Source organism: Actinacidiphila guanduensis, assembly GCF_900103985.1.
GTDB classification, from domain to species: Bacteria; Actinomycetota; Actinomycetes; order Streptomycetales; family Streptomycetaceae; genus Actinacidiphila; species Actinacidiphila guanduensis.
The window spans coordinates 19594-40917 of sequence record NZ_FNIE01000019.1; the positions used below are offsets into that span (position 1 = coordinate 19594).

Consider the following 21324-nt stretch of genomic DNA (forward strand, 5'->3'; position numbering starts at 1 on the left):
GACAGCGGCCCCAAGCCCCCTCCTGATGGGAACCCACCACCGTGGCACAGTTCGACCTGCCTCTGACCGAGCTCCAGGACTACCGCTCGAAGCTGGAACAGCCCCCGGACTTCGAGGAGTTCTGGACCAGGACGCTCGCCGGGGCCGACTCCTTCCCGCTCGCCCCGCAGTTCTCCCCCTACGACGCGGCGCTGCCCAACGTCGCCGCGTACGACGTGCGCTTCTCGGGCTTCGGCGGCGACGCCGTGCACGCCTGGCTGCTCGTTCCCCGTGCGGCCGCCGGCCCGGTGCCGTGCGTGGTGCAGTACCTCGGGTACGGCAGCGGCCGCGGCTACCCGCACGACCACACCCTGTGGGCGGCCGCGGGCTGGGCGGTGCTGGTCATGGACACCCGGGGGGTCAGCGGCGTGAACGGCTCCCCCGGCTCGACGGCCGACCCGCACGGCACGTCGGGACCGCAGGTCCCGGGGTTCGTGACCCGCGGCATCCACGACCCCGAACAGTATTACTACCGGCGGGTCTTCACCGACGCCGTACGGGCCGTGCGGGCGGCCGCCGCGGCGCCGGGGGTCGACCCGGACCGCATCGTGGTGGCCGGCGGCAGCCAGGGCGGTGCCATCGCCCAGGCCGCCGCGGCGCTCCACACCGTGGTCACGCCCCCACCGGGCGCCCCGGTGCCGCTCGCGGCTCTGATCGACGTGCCGTTCCTCACCCACGTCAGGCGCGCGGTCGAGATCACCGACGCGGAGCCCTACCAGGAGCTGGTGCGCTACCTGTCCACCCGGCGCCACGACGCGGAGCGCGTGTTCCGGACGCTGGGCTACTTCGACGGCCTCCAGATGGCCCCGTTCGGCCAGGTGCCCGCGCTGTACTCGGTGGCGCTGCGGGACCCGGTGTGCCCGCCGTCGACGGTCTTCGCGGCCTACCACGCCTGGCCGGGGCCGAAGAGGATCACGGTGTGGCCCTTCAACCAGCACGAGGGCGGCGGCTCCGAGCAGCGGGGCGAGCAACTGCGGTGGCTGCGCGACCTGCTGCACGACGTAAGCAGGTCCTGAGGGCGCCCGCGGGCTCCTCCCGGCGCCCCGGACGCCTCCTCGTCAACGCGGCTTCTCCAGCGCGTTGTTGCCGGCCCGACGGTGCCACCAGCGCCGGGAGGCCAGCGCGGCGAGGGCGGCGCCCACGGCGTTCAGCAGCACATCGTCCACCGAGGAGACGCGGCCCAGCCGCAGGACGTACTGGGCGATCTCGATCAGGGCCGAGAAGGCCGCCGCGAGGGCCAGGACCCGGCGTACGGAGGCCAGTGCCGCGAACCGCAGCGGCGCGAAGAATCCGAACGCGGCGAACACCAGGAGGTTGCCACCGACTTGGACGGTCGCCGTCGCGGGCCCGCTCGCGAGGACGGCGAACAGGTCGTGCAGCGGCACGAGGTTGACCCGCTGGGGCGCGCTGTCGGGCAGCATGGTCATCCACAGCCATGGCAACGTGCCGTAGACGATGGCGACTTCGGCGAGCGAGTCCCGCCATGCCGAGCGGGTGCCGAGTCGGCGGTGGGCCAGGACCCACACGGCCAGCGCGGCGAGCGGGAGGGCGGCCGCGGTGAGGAGGACGACGCCGTCCACGGTGCCGAACAGCACGTGCGCCCCTGCCCGGTGCCGGGGACCCCTCGCCGTGAGCGGCCGCTGTGCGGCGTAGGCGACGGCTGCCACGGCGAGGAGCGCCATGGCACCGAGCGCGATCATGAGCGTACGGCGGGCGGGTGGCAGCAGCGGGATGTCGTGGTCCACGGCACCACTGAACCGTGACGGGCGTCAAGCGGGCGTAATGGCCGTCCGGAGACCCGGGGTGCTCGCCGGTCTGCGGGCGCGCAGCAGGCTCGTGAGGAGGGTGAGCGCGGGCCAGTCCAGTCGGCCGCGGCGAGCGGCGGCGAACGCCCGCAGCTCGATGGCGGGTTGGGCGAGGGGGACGATCCGCACCGCGGGGAGGTGGGCCGTTGCCTCGGGGAGCAGGCTCACGCCGAGGCCCGCGGCGATCATGCCCTGCACGAGGTCGAGGCTGTCGGCCTGGTGGGTGAAGCGCGGGGTGAAGCCGGCCATCGAGGCGAGGGTGCGGATCACCGTCTCGTCCGCGGTGTTGCGGGAGTTGACGATCCAGTCGTGCTCGGCGTAGTGCGCGAAGACCTCGGTCGCCGGTCCCGTGCGGGTGCCGGGTCCGGCGGGAACGCCCAGGCTCCAGCGGGCGGTCCACAGCGCGGTGGTGTGCACGGCGGGGTCCTCGGTGGCGGGCGCGAGGTTGTAGTCGTAGGTCAGCGCGAGGTCGGCGGCGTCCTCGGCCAGCAGCCGCAGTGCCTCTGCGGGTTCGTGCTCGCGGATCAGCACGCGCACCCGCGGGTGGCTCGCGGCCAACTCGGAGACGACGGGCAGCAGATGGGTGCGGATGGCGGTGGCGAAGCCGGCGACGCGGACGGTGCCGCTCGGCTCGGCCTCCGGGGCGAGGTCGTGCCGCGCGGCCTCGACGGAGGCGAGGATGCGGACGCCGTGCTCGGCCAGCCGGCGCCCGGCCGGGGTGAGCCGGACCCGCCGCCCGTGCGGCTCGGTCAGCGGCACGCCCATCTCGCCGGACAGGGCGGCGATCTGCTGCGAGACGGTGGAGGTGGTCGTGCCGAGCGTGTCGGCCACCGCCCGCATGGATCCCAGGCGGGACAGCTCCACCAGCATCCGCAGTCGGCGCGTCTCCATCACTCCATTGTCCAGGATTCCTGAACGGAATGTTCGCACTCCCCACGTGGACGCGAACGGTTCGCCGGCCTTCTACTGGGGTCCGTGAAGCCTGACACCCCGACCCACCCGTCCTCCGCCCTCCCGCGTGTGCCCCGCCTGCCCGGGAACGCGGCCGGCGCGCTGATGGCGCTCGGCTCGATGTCCACCGTCCAGCTCGGCCTGGCGCTGTCGGTGCCGCTGGTGGACCGGCTCGGCCCGCTGGGGACGACGGCGCTGCGGGTCGCGTGGGCGGGGGTGTTCCTGCTGGTCCTGGTGCGGCCGCGGCTGCGGGACTTCGCCGGCCGCGATGTCGCCGCGTGCGCGGTGCTGGGCGCGGTGAGCGCGGGCATGATGCTGTTCTTCATGCTGGCGGTGGTGCGGCTGCCGCTGGGCACCGCGAGCGCGCTGGAGTTCCTGGGCCCGCTCGGGGTGTCGCTCGCCGGGCCGGGGCGCGGCGGCAGGTACTGGACGGCTCTCGCGGCGGGCGGTGTGCTGACCCTGACCCGGCCGTGGCACGGCGGCATCGACGCGAGCGGGGTCGGCTTCGCGCTGGCCGCCGCCGCGTGCTGGGCTGCGTACATCCTGCTGACGCAGCACGTGGGCGACACGGTCACCGGGTTGAAGGGCCTCGCGCTGTCGATGCCGGTCGCGGGGGTGGTCACGCTGGTCGTCGCGACTCCGCACGACCTGGGGCGTGTCACCTGGCCGCTGCTGGCGGCGATGCTGGGGCTGGCGGTGCTGAGCGGGGTGCTGCCGTTCGTGCTGGAGTTCCTGGCGCTGCGCCGGCTGGCGGCGTCCGCGTTCGGGACCCTGATGAGCCTGGAGCCGGCGATCGCGCTGCTGGCGGGGCTGGTGGTGCTCGGCCAGCGGCCGGGCCTGACGGCGGCGGCCGGGGTCCTGCTGGTGGTGGCCGCGGGGATCGGGGCCACGCGCGGCGGCGACCGCGGGAGCGAGGACGGCGGGGACACGGTGTCGGCGGCGTCCGAGCTCGACGAGGCTCGGCCCTCGGCCCACCCGGTCCCGTAGCGGCCCGACTCGCCGTGCGGCGCCCGCGGGTGCGGTTCGGTCCGCGCGGTGGGGTCAGCCCTCTTGATCCGCGGTCCACGTACCGACCGCCGACCGGGACGCACGGGCAGCTCGGGGCCGGCCGCCGGCGCTCATCCGGTCAGCGCCGGTTCCAGCAGGTCGAGCGCGCACTCGATGGTCTCCGCGATGCGGTCCTCGGGCAGGCGCCCGCCGGCGACGAGCGCTCCCATGCCCTCGATCGTGCTGGCGAGGACCAGCCGGAGCGGGGTGACCTCTCCGTCGTCGCCCACGAACTCCCCTGTCAGCGCGAAGAGTTCGCGGGCCGCGTCGGGGGTGCGCTGCTTGGTGCGGAACATCAGGTCGAGGAGCGGGCCGTTGCCGGCGGCGAAGCGGACCCAGGCTTCCATGGCGGCCCGCAACTGGGCCCGGCTGCGCGGCGGGTGACCGTCGACGGCTTTGCGCAGCGCCGCGGTCAGCAAGGTGAAGCCCCGCGTGGCCAGGGCGTCGAGGAGGGCCTGGCGGTCGGCGAAGTGGCGCTGCGGGGCGCCGTGGCTGACCCCTGCCCGGCGGGCGAGCTCGCGCAGGGTGATCGCCTCGACACCGTCGTCGGCGAGGATGCGCTGCGCCTCGTCGAGGAGGGCGGTGCGCAGCGCGCCATGGTGATAGGGCCGTTCCACGGCGCCATCCTATCCAGATGTAGACGTTGCCTACAATGTATCCAGCGTCTACATTGGAGGGCATGAGCCACTTCACCACGAAGGACATCCCCGACCTCTCCGGCCGTACCGCGATCGTGACGGGCGGGAGCAGCGGCATCGGCAAGGCGACCGCCGCCGCGCTGGCCCGGGCCGGCGCCCACGTCGTCATCGCCGCACGCGACACCGAGAAGGCCGCCCGGGCCGTAGGGGAGATGCCGGGCAGCGCCGAGGCCCGCGCGCTCGACCTCGCCGATCTGGGGAGCGTGCGGCGCTTCGCCGAGGCGTGGGAGGGGCCGATCGACCTGCTGATCAACAACGCCGGGGTCGCCGCCGACACGCTGCGGCACACCGCGGACGGCTTCGAGACGCAGTTCGGCACCAACCACCTCGGCCACTTCGCGCTCACCGGCCTGCTGCTCCCCCACGTCACCGGTCGCGTCGTCACCGTCGCCTCGCAGGCCGAGCGGATGGCCCGCGCCGACTTCCTCGACGACCCCAACTTCGCCTCGCGGCCGTACAACGGCTCGGTCGCCTACAACAACTCCAAGCTCGCCAATCTGCTCTTCGTCGCCGAACTCGCCCGCCGCCTGGAGGAGTCCGGCTCCCCCGTACGCGCGATGGCCGCGCACCCGGGCCTGGTCGCGACCGCGATCTACGACCGTCCCGGCCCGCGCCGCTTCAGCATCTGGTCCGCCCTGGTCCCCCTGCTCGCCCAACAGCCCGACGAGGGCGCCCTGCCCACGCTGTACGCAGCGGTCGCCGACCTGCCGACCAACACCTTCACCGGCCCCCGCCACCTGATGCACATGCGCGGCGGCGCCACGGTCATCAAGCGCTCCCCCACAGCCGCCGACCCCGAGCTGGCCCGCCGCCTGTGGGACCTCTCCACCCACCTCACCCAGCCGGCCCTCACCCTCTGACCGCCCGCCCCGCCCGGCCCCCTCGCCGCCCGCCGACGAGCCCTCGGGCCGGGTCACCTCCCCGCACCCGCGGGTTACTTGAGCAGCCGGAAGCCCGAACGGCCGGCCCAGGCCCGCAGGAACCCCGGCGCCCCCAGCGCCATGGGGTACTCCCCCTCGGTGATGCCGAGCACGCCCGGTAGTCCGGTGACCAGAGGCGCCTGGCCGTTGAGCAGTTCGGCCTTGACCACGCCCCCGATCGTGTCGGCGACGGCCGCGGTCAGCAGCGCCGTCGCCGTGTGGTCGATCCTGTCGTTGCAGCCGGCGCTGACGTTCACCGCCTGCACCGGCCGGAAGCCGAGCACCGCCGCGACCTCGGGTTCGTCCTCGTGCTCGGCCTCGAAGAGGCTCTGGTCCCCCGCGCCCGGACCCATCAGGTACACCAGGAACGGGCGGTGCCCGTCTGTCCCGTCCGCCCCTTGTGCATGCGGTCCGCCTGGCGTACCGCCCAGCCGCTCCACAGGCACGCTGATGTCGAAGAACCCCGGGCGCGGGGACTCGCAGCGGGACGAGAGCCCGCGCACCAGGGCGTCGAACCCGCCCAGCGCGGCCGGGGACAGCGGCTGGGCGAGTTCGATCACCAGCGTCGGACCAGGCATGCCCGCGAGCCTAACTCCCAAGCCGACTCTCCCGCGGCCCGGTTGACGCCCGCGGGCCCGGCACGAGCCGCAGCGACGGCCGCCGTTCCCACCTCCTTCACCGCAGGAGGCTCAAGTCCACGGCGTTTGCCAGGGCTTGCATGCCGGATTCGTTCGGGTGGAGGTGGTCGCCCGAGTCGAAGGCCGGGTTGAGGGTGGTGGGGTCCGTGGGGGACGCGGCCGCCGCGGCGAAGTCGACCACTCCGTCGAAGGCGCCGCTGGTGCGGATCCAGGTGTTGACCGACTCGCGCATCGCCTCGGCCGCTTCGGAGTAGTAGACGTTGCCCTTGTCGGGGAGGAGGGTGGCGCCGATGACGCGGACGCCCGCCGCGTGGGCCTGGGCGATCAGGGTGCGGTAGCCGTCGGTCAGGTCCTGGACGGTGAGCGGGGCGCCGCCGGGGCCCGCGTTGTTGCCGATGTCGTTGATGCCCTCCAGCAGGATGACGTCCTTCACGCCCGGCTGGGCGAGGGCGTCGTGCGCGAAACGCTTGGTCGCGCTCACCCCCTGCCAGATGTTCGGCACGTCGGTGAGCACCCGGTTGCCGCCGATGCCCGCGTCCACCACGGCCTTCGGATTGCCGGCGGCGGCGAGCCGGCGGGCCAGGTCGTCGGGCCAGCGGTGGTACGCCCCGGTGGGGGTGTTGTAGCCGTCGGTGATGGAGTCGCCGAAGGCCACAACGGTGCCGCGCGCGGTGGAGGGCACGACGTCCAGCCCCGACAGGTAGTACCAGGAGGTGGTCGAGGCAACGTAGTTGCCGTCACCGGTGTCGGCGGTGTGGTCGCCGGGCGCCGACAGGTACGTGGTGTCGAAGGCGTCGGAGTGCCAGGTCGCCGAGCTGGTGGCCTGCGGCAGGTAGAGGCTCACCAGCAGGTTCTGCTCGGCGGCGACCGTCAGCGGGATCGGGTCGCTGACCAGCTCGCCACCGGCCGGGATCGTCACCGCCGCCTTGTGGCCGAAGGTGACCTGGTGCTCTGTGCCGGGCCGTGCGGTCGCCTGGGTGGCCTGGAGGGCGATGCGGACCTCGCCGACGGCGAGCGGCGTGGTGGAGCGCAGGTTGGACAGGTGGATGCGCAGCGAGCTGCCGCCGACGCTCGGGTGGACGACCATCCGCAGCGTACGGTCGTCGAAGTTCGGCCCGCCGATCGTCATGCTCGGCGACCACGCCGAGACGCGCGAGGCCGCGCCCGCCACCGTCCGGGCGCCGGCCGCTCCCCGCGAACTGCCCGCCTGCTCGTACCCGACCGCCTGTCGCGAAGCGTTCACCTGCCCGGGACCGGCCGCCTGTCGGAACGCCCCCGGCTCCTCGTACCCGGCCATCCGCTCGGAACCGCTCGTCTGCACGGACCCGCCCGGCTCTTCGTACCCTGCCACCTGACTCGAACCCGAGCCCGCCACCGTGAAGCCGTCCACCAGCAGGTACGTGCCGCCGCGCTTGGTGACCGTCAGCGTGTGGGGGCCGGGCGGCAGGCCGGTGACGGAGTAGAGCGTCTGGCGCGTGTGCCGCTCGGGCGTGGCCGCGTCCACCGTCCCCTTGTCCGTGCCGTCGACAGTGACGTCGACCGGGCCCTCGTCCCCGTTGGTCTCGGTGACGAAGGACGCGCCCGTGCCGGTGAAGGAGAACGTCGCCGAGGCGCCGTCGGACTGCGTGTAGTGCACGCCGTCGTCGAGGTCGCCGAGGCCGCGCGAGCCACTGAAGGACCAGGAGCCGCGGTAGGCGACCCGCAGGTCGTCGTCATCGGCGACCGCGCCGGGTGCCCGGTCCGGGCCTGCCGCCGCGATGACCGCCTGCGCGGCCGGCGGCCAGTTCCCGTCCGTGACGACGGTCGCCTGCTCGACGTCCACGTCGGTGCCGTTGTTGCTGTACGCGGCGGTGTCGCTGAAGTTGTCGTGGATGCGGTCGTCGTGGATGGTGGGCGTCCACAGGCTGAGCCACTGCGAACCCCCGCCGAAGCGGATGACGTTGTCGTGGGTGTCCCACTGCGAGCTGCCCTCGTCGTGGTAGATCATGTTGCACCCGTCGATGCACTCGGAGAGCACGTTGCCGGCGAACTCCGAGGGCGCGGACTGCCCGCCGAGGGTGTAGACGGGCCCGCCGTCGAAGAGCGCGCCCATGACGCTGTGCACGTGGTTGCCGATGATCCTGTTGCCGCCGCCGTACGTGGTGCCGTGCCGGCACGGGTCGGGCAGTCCTTGCTTGGCCTGCAGCGTGCAACTCGACGCCCAACCCCAGCCCCAGCCGAGGGAGATACCGGAGTACGGGGTGTAGCCGACGTCGTTGTGGGACAGCAGCGTGCCGCGCGCGTGGCCCACCCAGATGCCGACGGCGTCGGAGTACTCCTGGCCGGGGAACTGCACGACGCTGTCGGAGACGGTGTCGCCGCTGGTCATCAGCGCGGGGTCGGTCTGGTAGTAGTCGTCCACCTCGCCGATGGCGACGCCGACGCCGGAGGTGTCGGTCACGGTGGAGGCGTCGACCGCCGAGTCCTGCGTCTGGTCGGCGAGTGCGATACCGCTGGTGCCGGTGTCGCGGACGGTGTCCTGGGAGAAGTCGACCCGCAGGCCCCGGTGCACCTGGACGGCGGCCGGGATCTTGACGGGGGTGCGGGTGGTCGGGTCCCACAGCACGCCGGCCTGGTTGTCGACGTAGCCGGCGGCCGTCGGCGTGTTCCAGGCGGTGTAGGCGAAGGTCAGGCCCTGGACGGAGATGTCGTGCACGGGCGCGATGGCGTCGGGGATCACCGTGAAGCCGTCCACGAGCAGGAACGAGCCGCCGGTCTTGACCAGTTTGAGGGTGTGCGGGCCCTTGGCCAGGCCGGTGACGGAGGCCAGCACCTGCTGGGCGAGCCGTTCGGGGCCGCTGCCGGAGACGGTCGCGCGCTTGGTGCCGTCGATGTAGACGTCGGCGGTGCCCTCGTCGCTGTTGGTCTCCGACAGGACCTGGATACCGGTGCCGTCGAAGGCGTAGCTCACCGAGTCGCCGTCGGTGGAGGTGTAGTGGACGTCGTCGCCGAGGTCGCCGAGGTGCCGCCCGCCGGAGGTGCTCCAACTGCCGCTGTACGTCGCCCGCCAGTCGGAGTCGTTCAGCGGCGCGAGGTGGCCGGGGGTGCCGGAGGCGTCGAACAGCTCGGTGGTGAGCGGGAGTTCGACGTCGGCGGTGGCCAGGTCCTCACCGGGGCGCGGCACGTAGTAGAGGTGGCCGGCGTCCTGGTCGAGGTAGAACTGGCCGGGAGTGCCGAGCAGTTGGTAGGCGTTCTCCAGCCAGCTGATGCCGTCCAGGGTGGGCAGGCCGGCGCCGTTCAAGGGGAAGCCGGGGTTCGGCACCGAGGTGTGGTTGTTGGTCCAGCAGCCCGGGTCCACGGTGAGGTCCGAACCGCCGGACGCGGAGCGGGAGATGCCGGCCAGCGGGCAGCGCATCTGCTTCCAGCCGTTGTCCTGCACGACCTCGACGCGGGCCGGGTCGGTCCAACTCGCGTACGACGGGTCGCCGGTGGTGAAACCGGTCGACGTGACGGAGAAGCCGCCGGGGTTGCGCGGGCCGCGATCGCGCTCGGCGCGGACCCCGTTGACGAACAGGACGCGTCCGGTGGTGCCGGGGGGCACGTCCGCGCGGTAGATGTGCTTGGCGGCGTCCACCTCGGTGAAGCCGGTGACGCGGGTGGCGCCGCTCAGGACGGGCTGCTGGCCCGGCGCTGCGCGGTAGACCACCGGGTGGCCCGGCCGCCCGGAGTCCTGCGGGCCGAGTTTCAGCGGCGCCGTCAACCGGTAGGTGCCGCCCGCGAGTTCGACGACGACGTCGCCTGCGGCGTGCGGGACCAGGGCGCGGGCCCGGTCGCGGGCGGCCGTCAGCGAGCAGGGGTCCTGCGGGCCGCACCGATCGCCGTGCCCGGCGGGGGCGACGTGCAGGACGTCGGCGGTGGCGGCGCTCGCCGCGCTCGCGGTCGGGGACCCGGCGAGGCCGAGGACCGCGAGGGCTGCCGTGACAGCGACGGCGGCGGCACTGCGGCAGGCGGCAAGGGCGCTGCGCATCGTGTGAACTCCATCGACGGTGGCGGAGGGTGCAGACGTCCCATGAATGTAGGGGAGTTGACCTTCGCTGCCTAGAGATGAGCACGATGTTTCACCGGGAGATCGGACCTCTACGGCGAGGTTGCCGCCGGAGTTGCCGCCGGACCGGGCCAGGGGCCGCGGCCGCGCGGATGTCGGCGGCGCGCGGCCGCCGCTCGCGGCGGGTACGGCGGGTACGGCGGGTACGGTTTACGGGCGCCGGTCACCGGCAGGCCGCGCCTCGCCGGACCTGTCGGCTGCCGGCGGGACCGCCCAGTCCAAAGGGGCCGGAAACCCCTGTCGAATCACGTCAGTTCGGCGTCAACGGCGTGTCAGCGGGGCGTGGCACAGTATTTCTCGTGAGCGGGACGGGAAACCGGACCGGAACACAGGGAGAGGTGCCCGGAGCGGCTTATCGGGGACCACCACACGGCGGTCGGGCCTCACAGCCCGCGCAGGTTCGAATCCTGCCCTCTCCGCGCACCACAACAAAACCCAGGAGAGGTGCCCGGAGCGGCTTATCGGGGACCACCACACGGCGGTCGGGCCTCACAGCCCGCGCAGGTTCGAATCCTGCCCTCTCCGCGCACCACAACAAAACCCAGGAGAGGTGCCCGGAGCGGCTCATCGGGGACCACCACACGGCGGTCGGGCCTCACAGCCCGCGCAGGTTCGAATCCTGCCCTCTCCGCAATGTCACGCTGTACGGCGGCGGCTTCGAGCCGTTTCCTGGCCGGCGGTCAGCCCAGCGTCCCGGCTGCCGTACGCAGTTCCTCCAGCGCGGCCAGCGCGTGGGGGGCGAGCCCCGTCGCGTCGTCGCGCTCGCCCTCGGACCACCGCGCGTAGCCCCGTTTGAAGGCGAGCACCCCCAGTTCCGCCGCGAGGTGAGCGGTCGGGTCGGGGACGCCCCGGGCGCTGAGCGCGTCCCTCATGGCGTCCGCGAGGCCGATGTTCTTCAGCGCGTCCCGCTCCTGCAACTCGGCACTGGCCGCGATGGCCGCCTTCAGGCGCGGGCCGAGGTCCCGGTTGACCGGCCCCATCGCGGCCGAGGCGCGCTCCAGCCCGGCGGCGACCGCCTCCAGCGGGCTCGCCCCCTGCGGCGCCTGCGCGATGCCCTCGGCGAGCAGCCGGCTCAGCGTCGCCTGCCCGGCCACCAGGACCTCGCGCTTGTCGGAGAAGTACCGGAAGAACGTGCTCCTGGTGACGCCGGCGCGCGCGGCGATCTCCGCCACGGTCGTGGCGTCGTACCCCTGCTCGGTGAAGAGGTCCACGGCCGCGACGACCAGTCGCTCCTGCGCCCCCGGTTGCCATCGGGCCATGGGAAACACCCTACCAGCAGTGATGCGACAGGTGTCCCGTCGCTCTGTTACGGTGATGGGACAGGAGTCCCGTCACTCATCGGGTTCCTCACCCACTTCGGGAGAGACTCATGCATGTCTTCGTCACCGGCGGTACCGGCACCATCGGCTCGGCGGTCGTCGGCGAACTGCTCGCACACGGCCACACCGTCCTCGCGCTGGCCCGCTCGGACGCCTCCGCGCAAGCCCTGAAGGACGCCGGCGCCGAGCCGCTGCGCGGCGAAATCGCGGACCTCGACGTCCTGCGTGCCGGCGCCGAGCAGGCCGACGGTGTGATCAGCCTCGCCTTCAGCCGCAACTTCGGCGACCCGGACAGCCTCGCTCAGGCCATCGCGCAGGAGAGCGCCGCCATGGAGACGCTGGGCAGCGTGCTCATCGGCACCGATCGCCCGATCGTCACCGTCTCGGGTACGCCCTGGGTGCCCGGCCGCGCGGCGACCGAGAACGACCCACTGCCGACCGAAGGGCCCGTGGCCGGCCGTGCCCGCTCGGTCACCGCGCTGCTGGCCCTTGCCTCGCGCGGGGTGCGCGCCACCGCGGTCCGGATGCCGCGTACGGTCCACAACAAGGGCACGGGCGGGTTCGCGGGCCTGCTGACCGAGCAGGCCCGCCGTACGGGGATCGTCGGCTACCCGGGTGACGGCACCCAGCGCTGGCCCGCCGTCCACGCCCTGGACGCGGCCGTCCTCTTCCGGCTCGCCCTGGAGTCGGCACCGGGCGGTACGGCCTGGCACGCGGTGGCCGACGAGGGCGACGCCGTACGGGACATCGCGGCTGTCCTCGGGCGGCGGCTGGGCCTGCCGGTCGAGTCGGTACCGCAGGAGAGCTTCGGTCCGTTCGGCCCGATCTTCGCGATGGACCAGCCGGCGTCCAGCACGCACACCCGCGAGGCGCTCGGGTGGGAGCCGGTGCATCCGAGCCTGCTGGAGGATCTGGAGAACGTGCAGCCGTAGATGGTGCGGGGGCGGCCACTCGCCGTTGGGGTTGCGCGCCGTTGCCGGGTGCCGCGCCGTCGTGGCTGGGCGCGCGGTTCCTCCCCCAGAGCTTCGCCTGGGGGTACCAGCGCCCCTTGCGGGTCCCGTCTGCCCCCACCTCGCCGTCCCCGGCCGCGCGCCGATCGGGGGCTGGGCGCGCCGTTCCCCGCGCCCCTTACGGGTTCCCGTCTGCCCCCACCTCGCCGTCCCCGGCAACAGGTCGATCGGCGGCTGGGCGCGCCGTTCCCCGCGCCCCTGAGCCGCAACCCGTCTGCCCCCACCCCGCCAGTCCTGGCCGCGGGCCGCTCGGGGCCCCGCGGGAGTTCAAGGGCCCGCAGCAAAGGGTCGGCCCTCAGGGGCGGGTGGACAGGTGGGTGCGCAGGAAGGCCAGCTCGGCCTTCGCCGCGGGCTCGTGGGACTCCAGGAAGGGGGCGTAGTGGCCGCCGGGGAGGTGGACGATCTCGGCGTTCCGGGCCTGCCGGGCGGCTCGGACAGCGGGGTCCGGGAGCGCGCTCTGGTCCTGGTCGCAGACGACCACCAGCAGCGGGCACCGGATGTGGGGGGCCTGGCGGCCGGGGCGGTAGCCGCCGAGCTGCAGGACGATGCGGGCGGCGACCGTCTGCTCCCAGCCGGTGTGGCGCCCCTCGGGGTCCAGCGCCCGGGTGCCATCCATGGCGTCGGGCGTGGTGAGGGACGCGACCGTGCCGCGCGGGCCGGCGGTCGGGACCAGCAGCGGCGGGCGCCCGACGAGGGCCCCGAGCGCGTCCGCGATCCCCCGGCCGAACAGGCGCAGCGCCGCCGTCGGCGTCATGCAGCGCAGCGCGTGGGGGGCGATCGCGCGGCCGTCGACCAGCGGGGTCTGCGCGATGACGCAGGCCACACGCGGGTCCTCGGCCGCGACGCGGAAGACGTGGCCGCCCGCGAGCGAGAAGCCCCACAGGGCGATCCGGTCCGGGTCGACGCCGGGCAGGCCGGCCGCGCACGCGAGCGCGGCGTGCCAGTCGGCGACCTGCTCGTCCACGCGGACGACCTGGCGCGGTGTGCCGCCGCTCTCCCCGAACCCGCGGTGGTCGAAGGCCAGGACCGCGTAGCCGGCCTCCTGGAACAGCGGGGCGAACCGGTCCGAGGCCGGCTCCTTGGTCACCGAGGTGCCGCCGGCCATGATCACGCAGCCGCCGTTGGTGCCCGGGTAGTGCCAGGCGGCGCACGAGGTGCCGCCACTGGCGAAACGTACCTTCTCGCGCTGCTGGAACGTGGTCATACGAGCCTCCGTGATGTCGATCCGCCAATTCGCGCCGGCGTGGCGGGGTACGCCGGGGTGGGGCCGTTCGGCACCTCGGGCGAAGTACCGTGGTGCGCGGGACCGCCGGATGCCGGGCGTCGTACGGGGCCGGCCGCCCCCGCGCGGCGGGCGTACGCCCGAGCACGGCCGCACCGCAAGCGCAGCAGGAAACCGCCGGCGATCCCGCCGCCAGTACAGGTATCGGCAACCGCCCCCGTGGGACGAGCAGGCACCGGAACGCGGCCGTACGGCACCTGCGGCAAGGGACCGCGCTGCACGACGGTCCCGCCGCTCCCCGTACGGGGGCCGCTCGGCCCCGCGTGCGGCAACCAGTTGGGCCGCACCGCCTCCGCGCGCATCGCCTGCTCCTTTCGTGGGTCCGGGGCCGCCGACGCGTATCCGGACGGCGGCCATGGCTCCATCGTTGGGCGTGCTCCCCCGCCGCGGCCTCCGCGCGGCCCCGCAATGGGCGAAACTGGATGTCATGGCGCACGCATCGGCGGATTCCGTACTGAGCCCCGGCGACCAGCGGCTGGTGGCCGCGCTGCAGTGCGACGGCCGGGTGAGCGCGGAGCGGGCGGCCCAGGTGCTGGGCGTCTCCCCCGCGACGGTGCGGCGCCGCCTGCACGCGCTCATCGGCGACGGCGTCGTACGCGTCGTGGTGTCACCGGTCGCGCGGCCGCGGGGCGGGGGCGCGGCGGGCGCCCTGTTCCTGCGCATCCGGGTGCTGCGGGGCAAGCTCGACACGATCGTGGCCGCGCTCGCGGCTCGCGACGACATCCCGTTCATCGACGTCACCACCTCGGGTGACGAGATCTTCGCGGTCGCCCGCACCGAGCCGGGGTCGCGCGATCCGCTGGTCTTCCGCCAACTCCCCTCCACGCAGGCGGTCACGGCCCTGGAGAGCGCGACGATCCTGCACGTCTTCCGGGTCGTCTCCGAGTGGCGGCACCAGGTGCTGAGCCCGGCCGAGCGCGCCGCCCTCGACCCGGCCGCCGCCCCGCCGCCGGAGGGGGCGGCCTCACCGGGTCCGTACGGGATCGAGGCCGACGCCGTGGAGGAAGCTCTCCTTGACGCGCTCGCGCCCGACGCCCGCCTGCCCGCGGCGGCCCTGGCCACGCGCACGGGCCTCCCGGAGAGCACGGTGCGCAGGCGGCTGGCCCGGCTCGCCGCGCAGGGGCGCCTGGTGACGCAGGTGCTGGTCGATCCGCGCGCGCTGGGACTGGCGATCGAGGCCAAGCTGCTGCTGCACGTGGCCCCCGACCACCTCGCGGCGGCCGGTCGGGCGCTGGCCGACCACCCGGCCGTGCACGGCGCGTTCGCCACGTCGGGGCCGTCGAACCTGCACGCGGCCGCGTACTTCACCGACCTGGCGGCCCTCTACGGCTTCCTGTCCCGTGACTTGACGGGCCTGGGCATCACCCACGTGGAGACGGCGATCGTGAGCCGGGCCGTCAAACGCACACCGGCCCTGGCCCACCCGGCGGTCGGATAGCGTGTCCCACCAACTGGCGTACGAGGGAAGCCTTGAGGAACCGGCCCGGCGGCAAGGTCCATGGCAGGCCGAAAAAGGCGACCGCCCGGGGCCGCAACAGCCCCGGGCGGTCAGGTCACTTCGGACCGGCGTGAGTCAACCGGCCCGCGTTCAGGAGTAGTAGCCGAACAGGTCGGCCACCACGTCCACCGATCCCGCGCTCGCGTGGAAGTCCACCTTGCCGTCGATCACCGGCACGGTCACGAGGTTCGCGATCGTCTGCCCCGCCGACCAGTTGAGGTTGGACGAGGTCGGCCGGGTCTGCCCGTCGGGCCACACGGTGAGCACGCCGCCTGATGTGCCGTTGACCACGGTCACGTTGAGCACCACGGCCTTCGCGCCCGCCAGCGCCCCGCCGTCCGCGAGGCTCAGCGACAGCGAACCGGTGGAGCTGAGCTGCCCGGCCTTGGGGGCGCCGGTGCCACTGCGGGTGTCCAGCAGCCGTACGGGGCCCGCCGGGTGGAAGAGGGCGCCGCCGGAGCCGGCGGTGAAGTAGCCGAAGACGTCGGCGACGAAGTGGGTGGTGCCGGAACTGGCGTTGTAGAGGTCCACCTTGCCGTCCGCGCCGACCGGCACGATCACCAGGTTCGGCACCGACTTGCCCGCGATCCAGTTGAGGTTGGAGGAGTCGGGCCGGGTGGTGCCGCTCGGGTAGGCGATGAGGTGGCCGGAGGACTGCTCGGCGGTCGCCGTCACGTTGAGCACCACCGCGCTCGCCCCGGTGGCGGGCACCCCGCCGGCTCCCGAAACCGTCAGCGCCACCGTGCCGTTGGCCTTGACCGGGGTGGTCGTGGTGACGCCGATCTTCGCGCGCGTGTCGAGCACCCGGGCGGGCCCCACCGGCTCGTACGTGGCGCCCGAGGCGGCCGCGGAGAAGTAGCCGAAGACGTCCGCGACGAAGTGCACGGTGCCCGAACTGGCGTTGACCAGGTCGATTTTGCCGTCCGCGCCCACGGGGACGATGACCAGGTTCGGCACGTTGCGCCCGGGTGTCCAGTTGAGGTTGGACGAGGTGGGCCGGGTGCCGCCGTCCGGGTAGGCGATCAGGTGGCCGCCGGTGGTCTCGGCGGTGGCGGTGATGTTGAGGACGACGGAGGTCACGCCGCTCGCCGGGACGGCGCCGCCCGCGCTGCCCGCCACCTGGAGGACGACGGTGCCGTTCGCCTTGACCGGGGTGGTCGTGGTGACGCCGATCTTCGCGCGGGTGTCGAGCACCCGGGCCGGGTTGACGGGCGTGAACGTGCCGCCCGGGGCGGCCGGAACGGCCTTGCACAGCGCGGCGATCGCGGTGCGCGCGTTCTGCGGGGTGCCGAGGCCCGTGGTCAGGTCGTAGCCGGGGCCGGCGGAGTAGTCGCCGGCGGGCTGCACGTTGCGGCCGGGGATGGCGTTGCTGCCGTCGGTGACGTCATGGAAGGCGCTCGACGGCAGCTGGTAGAGCGCCGGGTCGGCGAAGCCGATCGGGCCGTTCGCGGCGCAGCCGAGGTCGAGGTCGGCCTGTGCGGCGATGGCGGCCCAGGTCGGGGAGGCGCCGCTGGTGCCGCCGATGACGTACCAGCCGGCCTCCTGCGGGTCGCCGGACGCCTCGCCCCAGTCGACCAGGTAGCCCTCGAAGGGGTCCGCGAGCGCGGCCACGTCCGGGACCTGCCGGCAGGTCTGCCCGGCCGGCGCGGAGCAGGCGTCGAAGTAGCCGGGGCCCTGCCGTCCGGCCTGGTAGCCGGTGGCGGAGTCGAGGGCGAAGAACGAGGAGACGCCGCCGCCGGTGGCGCCCGCGTCAGCGCCGGGGTGGGTGGCGTTGTTCCACACGGTCTGCGTGGCGTTGGAGCCGGTCATGGAGGTGCCGCCGACGCCGAGCACGTAGGGCTGGCCGGCCGGGTCGTCCGCGGAGACCTGGCCGCCGTTCGGGTCGTCGTTGACGCCGTCGCCGTTCGCGTCGTACCAGCAGTCGCCCGAGCCGTCGTCGCCGGAGGCGGCCGTCACGGTCTGGCCCTGGGCTGCGGCCTCGGCGAAGATCTGGTTCTCGGTGGTGAGGAAGGCGCTGCTCTGGTCGGCGGTGCAGGCGCCCCAACTGGTGGAGATCACCTTGACCTTGTTGTCGGCGACCATCCGCTGGTACACGTCCAGCACGTCCTGGTCACTGGCGTTGACGGCGTCGGGGCCCTGGTAGACGACCAGGGACGCCTGCGGGACCAGGCCGATCAGGTCCTCGATGTCCAGTGCGGACTCCAGGCCCACCGGGGAGCCGGAGGCGTCGATGGTGTCGGCCGCCGCGGTGGGGCCGCCGTCCACCTTGACGGCGCTGACGGAGACCTTCGTGCCGTAGCACGCCTGGTAGGCGGCGATGTCCGCGGTGCCGTAGTTCTCCAGCTCGAAGACGCCCACCGACACGCCCGTGCCGACGTCCGGCTGGTCGGCCATGCCGTAGGCCGTGGCCAGCGAGCGGGCGCTCCAGTAGTCCTGGGTGTCGGTGTAGCCGTTGGCGGCGAGGCCGTTCTTGGCCGCCGTGCACAGGCTCGGCGTGCGGCCGGTGATGCGCGGGGCCTCGGCGTGCTGCCCCGCGGCGGCTGCGGCCTTGCGGACCTTGCCCGACAGGTGCGGGGTCAGGTGGGCGAGGGTGTCCAGGCCGGTGACGGCGGCCACGGCGGGCGCCGCGTCGGCGGGCAGTTCGGGCGCGGCCGTGTTGGCGATGCCGGTCCGGCCGTCCGCGGTACGGAAGCCGGTGAAGCCGGTGTGCAGCGCCTTGGCGGCGGTGGCGAGGGTGGTGCGGACCGGCAGCGTCATGCCGTCGGCCGACAGTTTGCCGGCGGTCAGGCCCTGTGCCTTCAGGTCGGCGCGCACCCGCTCCACGGTGGCGGCGCTGGGCCCGAACTCGGCGCCGAACCGGCCGGTTCGGAGGTAGTGGTGGTACAGCGGCGAGCCGGGCGTGGAGACGTCGGTGATGAACGTCCGCAGGGCGGCAGGGTCGCGCGGGGCCAGTTCGACGCCGAGGTCGACCGGGGTGTTTCCGGCGGGGGCGGCGGTCCGCACCGCGCCTGCGGGCAGGTGGGGAGCGGTGCCCACCCGCTTCGGCGCCACGCTCGCGCCCCCGGACCCGTTGGGCCCGCTGTCCGCGACGGCGGCCGGCGCGCCCGCCGCGACGAGCGCCAGGGCCGCGGCGGCCACCACGGAGCCGAGCACCCCCCGCCGCCGCGCCGGGCCGCGCTGGGCCCTGCTTGTCCCGATGACCACTTTTCCCCTCCTGTGCGCCGCGGCCGGCCACGCAAGCGCTTCGCTTCCCCGCGCAGCCAGGAGTGCCGGACGCCTCAAGACGGCGTCCGGCTCCACGCGATCGGCGATCCCCCCGCCCGCACCCCGGAACCCCGTCGTCAACGGACCCCGGACTGCGGCGAACCCCCCGGCTGCAGCGGCCTCCCGCCCGCGCGGACCCACCGCCCGCGCACCACAAGAGCCGACCCTGCTTTCTACCAGCCCCACCAGGCGAGCGCTCGCTCGCCTGTACGGTATTTACCTGATCTTGGAACTCCGTTCGACGTGCGGCAACTCCCCCGCGGCCCGTCCGACCTCGGCAGCCGCCGCCCGCCGCGCTCCCCCTGCCCCGGTGCCGTCGACCTCGCCCTTTGCCCCCGCCCCGAGGACCGCGTGCAGCGAGCCCGGCCGGTTCGGCCCACTGCTCGCACGGCGGTGGAGCACCTAGCCGGTCTGCGCGATGTCGTCACGACAAGCCCCGTCGTCTCCGGGTGCTCCAACAGCGACTTGAGGCGAAGGGCCCTACTCGTCGAGGAGGAGGCGTTCCAGGGCGGCTCGGGCGCGGGTGTCGGATGCGGCGCGGGTGGTGAGGGAGGTGGCCAGTTCGCGGAGCCATTCGTCGAGGGGGACGGGGCGGCGGGAGAGGACGACGCCGCGGACTTCGCGGCACAGGAGCGCCTCGGGGCGGCCTGCGGCCAGGTCCAGGACGAGGCGCTGCTCGCCGAGGGCCACCTCGACGTGAGTGACGCGGCCCTCGCGGCCGGCGAGCCGGTCGGCCATGGCGCGTTTGCGAGTGATCGTGACGGAGCCCGGCGGGAGCGCGTCGGCCAGGGTCGTGGTGAGCACCTGGGCGTAGGTGTCGAGGTCGGCGGCGTCCCGGCGCAGCGCGGCCGTCAGCAGGTCGAGGGAGTCGGCGGGATCGTGGGGCGAGGTCATCGCGGGGTCAGCCGTCCAGGCCCAGGACCAGCGCGGGGCGCTCGATGACGTGGTCCTCACGCAGCGGCCGCACCGCGGTGCCGATCGCGAAGAACTCGGTGGTGTGGCCACCCCAGCGGTGGTTGTGCGCGTTGAGCTGCACGCCCACCACGCCCTCGGCGTGCAGTTCCTCCGCCTCACGCTGCATGCGCTCCATCGCCAACTCCCGCGCGTCGTACAGCGCCTGCGTGAACTGCTCGATCTCCACGTTCTGGCCGACGCCCGCCAGCACCTGTCCCATCCGCCGGTGGGCGATGTGGTAGACGCAGGTGCCCATCACCATGCCGAGCGGGGCGTAGCCGGCGCGGATCAGCGTCCAGAAGTCCTGGCCGTTGAGGTCGGAGGTGAAGGGCTGGCCCTTGAGGTTGCGCCAGCTGCCGCCGCCCGGCGCCGGCTGATCGGCCTTGACGGCGGTGCCGATCGCGATGAACTCCGCGATGTCGTTGCCGAATTCGCGGGCCTCCACGCTGAGGCGCACCCCCACGATGCCGTCCGCGCCCAGCTGCGCGGCCTCGGCCTCCATCCGGGTCATCGCCAACTCCCGGGCGTGGTACATCGCCTGGCTGAGCGTGGTCAGTTCCTGGTTCTTGCCCCAGCGGCCCAGCTGGATGCCGACGTGGTAGATCGAGCTGCCGAGCACGAGGCCGATGGGCCGGAAGCCCGCCTCGCGCACCAGCAGGAACTCGTTGACCGACAGGTCGCTGGTGAAGATCGAACCCGGCCTGCCGGGCCGCAGTTCGGCCAGCCGCCGCATCGCGTCGGCCGGTACGCCCTGGGCCGCCGCGTCGCCGGCGGCGCCGTCCGAGGAGTCGAAGACGGTCATGAACGGGTTCCCCTCATCCAATGTCGGTGCCGGTACGGCGGGTTGACTGCGGGCGTCGCCGGGTGCCGAGCGGCATCACGGTGAGGGTGCGCGGCACCTGCGCGCGCACCTCGAAGCGGGCGACGGTGGTGCCCACCAGCGTCGCCTCGGCCACGTGGTCCTCCTGGTCGCTGTTGCGGAAGCAGGGCTCACCCCACACCCGCAGGTCCCCCGCCGCCAGGATCACCCCGTCGCCGCCGTGCCGCCCGCTCTGGGCCCTCAGCTGCGCCCTGGCGTCGGCCCGTACGTCGTGGACGAGTTCGCTGTAGCCGGCGACCTCGGTGTTGGCCCACGAGGCGCGCTGCGAGCGGGTCCGGTAGTCGTCGTGCCGCACACCGATCGACATCCCGTACAGCAGCTCGACGGGCACCCATCCGGCGGTGACGAGCTTGGCGAAGCCGCGCCCGTCGAGGTGGCAGGTGAACGGCCGCGGCGCCCGTACCGGTCCGGCGGCGCGCACGGCGGTGCCGATCACCTGGAACTCCAGGCAGTTGGCCTGCGCGACGAAGGGCGCGACCGTCAACTGCGCGGCCACGACGCCGTCGCCGCCAAGTGCCGCGCATTCGGCGGTCATCCGGTCCAGGGCGGCGCGCCGGGCGTTGTCCAGCACCGTGACGAGTCCGGCCGAGGGGGCGCCCCGCCCGGAGAGGGCGACGCCCGCGGCTCTGGCGTAGCCGAACGCGCGCATCACGAACTGGCAGTCGTAGTAGCCCCAGTACCGGCCGCTGCGCCCGACGTGGTAGACGGCCGAGCCCATCACCTGGCCCACCGGCTCGAACCCCACGGCCCGCAGCGCCGCGAACTCCCCGGTGGACAGCGCGGAGGACCATGTGCCGCTGCGGCGCGCCTCCGCGGTCCGCGCGGCCGCCTCCGGCGGCAGCCCCGCCCCCGTCCATTCCCCGCTCACGGCCACGACTCCCCCGTCCCCGCCAGGTCCTACAGCGGCCGGAGTCTACGCCCGCGGGGCGGCCGCC

Annotated in this window: 16 protein-coding genes and 3 pseudogenes; 8 read left to right on the plus strand and 11 right to left on the minus strand. The window is 73.9% G+C overall.

What is annotated here, in order from left to right; genetic code table 11:
• Positions 1-41 precede the first annotated feature (41 nt).
• Complete coding sequence (locus BLR33_RS30280; protein WP_093787851.1) at positions 42-1055, plus strand: acetylxylan esterase; 1014 nt, start codon at positions 42-44, stop codon at positions 1053-1055.
• A 42-nt stretch (positions 1056-1097) separates the two neighbouring features.
• On the opposite strand, the gene BLR33_RS30285 is transcribed toward BLR33_RS30280, so the two are convergent.
• Positions 1098-1784, minus strand: a complete 687-nt coding sequence (locus BLR33_RS30285; protein ID WP_245771762.1) for a VanZ family protein — start codon at positions 1782-1784, stop codon at positions 1098-1100.
• Positions 1785-1808: 24 nt separating this feature from the next.
• Complete coding sequence (locus tag BLR33_RS30290) at positions 1809-2735, minus strand: LysR family transcriptional regulator (RefSeq protein ID WP_093787852.1); 927 nt, start codon at positions 2733-2735, stop codon at positions 1809-1811.
• Positions 2736-2819: 84 nt separating this feature from the next.
• On the opposite strand from BLR33_RS30290, the gene BLR33_RS30295 reads away from it, so the two are divergent.
• Positions 2820-3782: an EamA family transporter gene (locus BLR33_RS30295; RefSeq protein ID WP_245771763.1), complete on the plus strand. Its 963-nt coding sequence runs from the start codon at positions 2820-2822 to the stop codon at positions 3780-3782.
• Between the two features lie 131 nt (positions 3783-3913).
• Here the strand turns inward: BLR33_RS30295 and BLR33_RS30300 are convergent, their stop codons facing one another.
• On the minus strand, positions 3914-4459 hold the full coding sequence (locus BLR33_RS30300; RefSeq protein ID WP_093787853.1) for a TetR/AcrR family transcriptional regulator: 546 nt from the start codon (positions 4457-4459) through the stop codon (positions 3914-3916).
• 62 nt (positions 4460-4521) lie between these two features.
• Here BLR33_RS30300 and BLR33_RS30305 point away from each other — a divergent pair, with 62 nt between their 5' ends.
• Complete coding sequence (locus BLR33_RS30305; protein WP_093787854.1) at positions 4522-5400, plus strand: oxidoreductase; 879 nt, start codon at positions 4522-4524, stop codon at positions 5398-5400.
• A 74-nt stretch (positions 5401-5474) separates the two neighbouring features.
• Here the strand turns inward: BLR33_RS30305 and BLR33_RS30310 are convergent, their stop codons facing one another.
• On the minus strand, positions 5475-6038 hold the full coding sequence (locus tag BLR33_RS30310; protein WP_093787855.1) for a DUF6368 family protein: 564 nt from the start codon (positions 6036-6038) through the stop codon (positions 5475-5477).
• 97 nt (positions 6039-6135) lie between these two features.
• Complete coding sequence (locus tag BLR33_RS35410) at positions 6136-10104, minus strand: GDSL-type esterase/lipase family protein (RefSeq protein ID WP_176930635.1); 3969 nt, start codon at positions 10102-10104, stop codon at positions 6136-6138.
• A gap of 410 nt (positions 10105-10514) precedes the next feature.
• Here BLR33_RS35410 and BLR33_RS35415 point away from each other — a divergent pair.
• The 3 pseudogenes from BLR33_RS35415 (at position 10515) to BLR33_RS35425 (ending at position 10813) form a co-directional block, all read left to right on the plus strand.
• Positions 10515-10601: pseudogene (locus tag BLR33_RS35415) on the plus strand.
• A gap of 19 nt (positions 10602-10620) precedes the next feature.
• Positions 10621-10707: pseudogene (locus tag BLR33_RS35420) on the plus strand.
• A 19-nt stretch (positions 10708-10726) separates the two neighbouring features.
• Positions 10727-10813: pseudogene (locus tag BLR33_RS35425) on the plus strand.
• Between the two features lie 49 nt (positions 10814-10862).
• Here BLR33_RS35425 and BLR33_RS30320 read toward each other — a convergent pair.
• On the minus strand, positions 10863-11441 hold the full coding sequence (locus BLR33_RS30320; RefSeq protein ID WP_093787856.1) for a TetR/AcrR family transcriptional regulator: 579 nt from the start codon (positions 11439-11441) through the stop codon (positions 10863-10865).
• Between the two features lie 110 nt (positions 11442-11551).
• Between BLR33_RS30320 and BLR33_RS30325 the strand changes: the two genes are divergently transcribed.
• On the plus strand, positions 11552-12433 hold the full coding sequence (locus BLR33_RS30325; RefSeq protein ID WP_093787857.1) for an SDR family oxidoreductase: 882 nt from the start codon (positions 11552-11554) through the stop codon (positions 12431-12433).
• Between the two features lie 373 nt (positions 12434-12806).
• Here the strand turns inward: BLR33_RS30325 and BLR33_RS30330 are convergent, their stop codons facing one another.
• Positions 12807-13715, minus strand: a complete 909-nt coding sequence (locus BLR33_RS30330; protein ID WP_093787858.1) for an alpha/beta hydrolase — start codon at positions 13713-13715, stop codon at positions 12807-12809.
• A gap of 505 nt (positions 13716-14220) precedes the next feature.
• Here BLR33_RS30330 and BLR33_RS30335 point away from each other — a divergent pair.
• Positions 14221-15231 carry an Lrp/AsnC family transcriptional regulator gene (locus BLR33_RS30335; RefSeq protein ID WP_093787859.1) on the plus strand — a complete coding sequence of 337 codons (1011 nt, stop codon included), beginning with the start codon at positions 14221-14223 and terminating at the stop codon, positions 15229-15231.
• Between the two features lie 150 nt (positions 15232-15381).
• Here BLR33_RS30335 and BLR33_RS30340 read toward each other — a convergent pair whose 3' ends face one another.
• The 4 genes from BLR33_RS30340 to BLR33_RS30355 form a co-directional block, all read right to left on the minus strand.
• On the minus strand, positions 15382-18495 hold the full coding sequence (locus BLR33_RS30340; RefSeq protein WP_093787860.1) for a S53 family peptidase: 3114 nt from the start codon (positions 18493-18495) through the stop codon (positions 15382-15384).
• Between the two features lie 540 nt (positions 18496-19035).
• Positions 19036-19449 carry a hypothetical protein gene (locus BLR33_RS30345; protein WP_093787861.1) on the minus strand — a complete coding sequence of 138 codons (414 nt, stop codon included), beginning with the start codon at positions 19447-19449 and terminating at the stop codon, positions 19036-19038.
• A gap of 7 nt (positions 19450-19456) precedes the next feature.
• Positions 19457-20311 carry a heavy metal-binding domain-containing protein gene (locus BLR33_RS30350; RefSeq protein ID WP_218136731.1) on the minus strand — a complete coding sequence of 285 codons (855 nt, stop codon included), beginning with the start codon at positions 20309-20311 and terminating at the stop codon, positions 19457-19459.
• Positions 20312-20324: 13 nt separating this feature from the next.
• Positions 20325-21257, minus strand: a complete 933-nt coding sequence (locus tag BLR33_RS30355; protein WP_093787862.1) for a heavy metal-binding domain-containing protein — start codon at positions 21255-21257, stop codon at positions 20325-20327.
• Positions 21258-21324 lie beyond the last annotated feature (67 nt).

Bases quoted from the DNA above. Each gene is read 5' to 3' on its own strand.
- BLR33_RS30325 (WP_093787857.1), top strand. From the start codon at position 11,552: ATGCATGTCTTCGTCACCGGCGGTACCGGCACCATCGGCTCGGCGGTC.
- BLR33_RS30350 (WP_218136731.1), bottom strand. From the start codon at position 20,311: ATGACCGTCTTCGACTCCTCGGACGGCGCCGCCGGCGACGCGGCGGCC.
- BLR33_RS30305 (WP_093787854.1), top strand. From the start codon at position 4,522: ATGAGCCACTTCACCACGAAGGACATCCCCGACCTCTCCGGCCGTACC.
- BLR33_RS30310 (WP_093787855.1), bottom strand. From the start codon at position 6,038: ATGCCTGGTCCGACGCTGGTGATCGAACTCGCCCAGCCGCTGTCCCCG.
- BLR33_RS35410 (WP_176930635.1), bottom strand. From the start codon at position 10,104: ATGCGCAGCGCCCTTGCCGCCTGCCGCAGTGCCGCCGCCGTCGCTGTC.
- BLR33_RS30320 (WP_093787856.1), bottom strand. From the start codon at position 11,441: ATGGCCCGATGGCAACCGGGGGCGCAGGAGCGACTGGTCGTCGCGGCC.
- BLR33_RS30330 (WP_093787858.1), bottom strand. From the start codon at position 13,715: ATGACCACGTTCCAGCAGCGCGAGAAGGTACGTTTCGCCAGTGGCGGC.
- BLR33_RS30335 (WP_093787859.1), top strand. From the start codon at position 14,221: ATGGCGCACGCATCGGCGGATTCCGTACTGAGCCCCGGCGACCAGCGG.
- BLR33_RS30345 (WP_093787861.1), bottom strand. From the start codon at position 19,449: ATGACCTCGCCCCACGATCCCGCCGACTCCCTCGACCTGCTGACGGCC.
- BLR33_RS30290 (WP_093787852.1), bottom strand. From the start codon at position 2,735: ATGGAGACGCGCCGACTGCGGATGCTGGTGGAGCTGTCCCGCCTGGGA.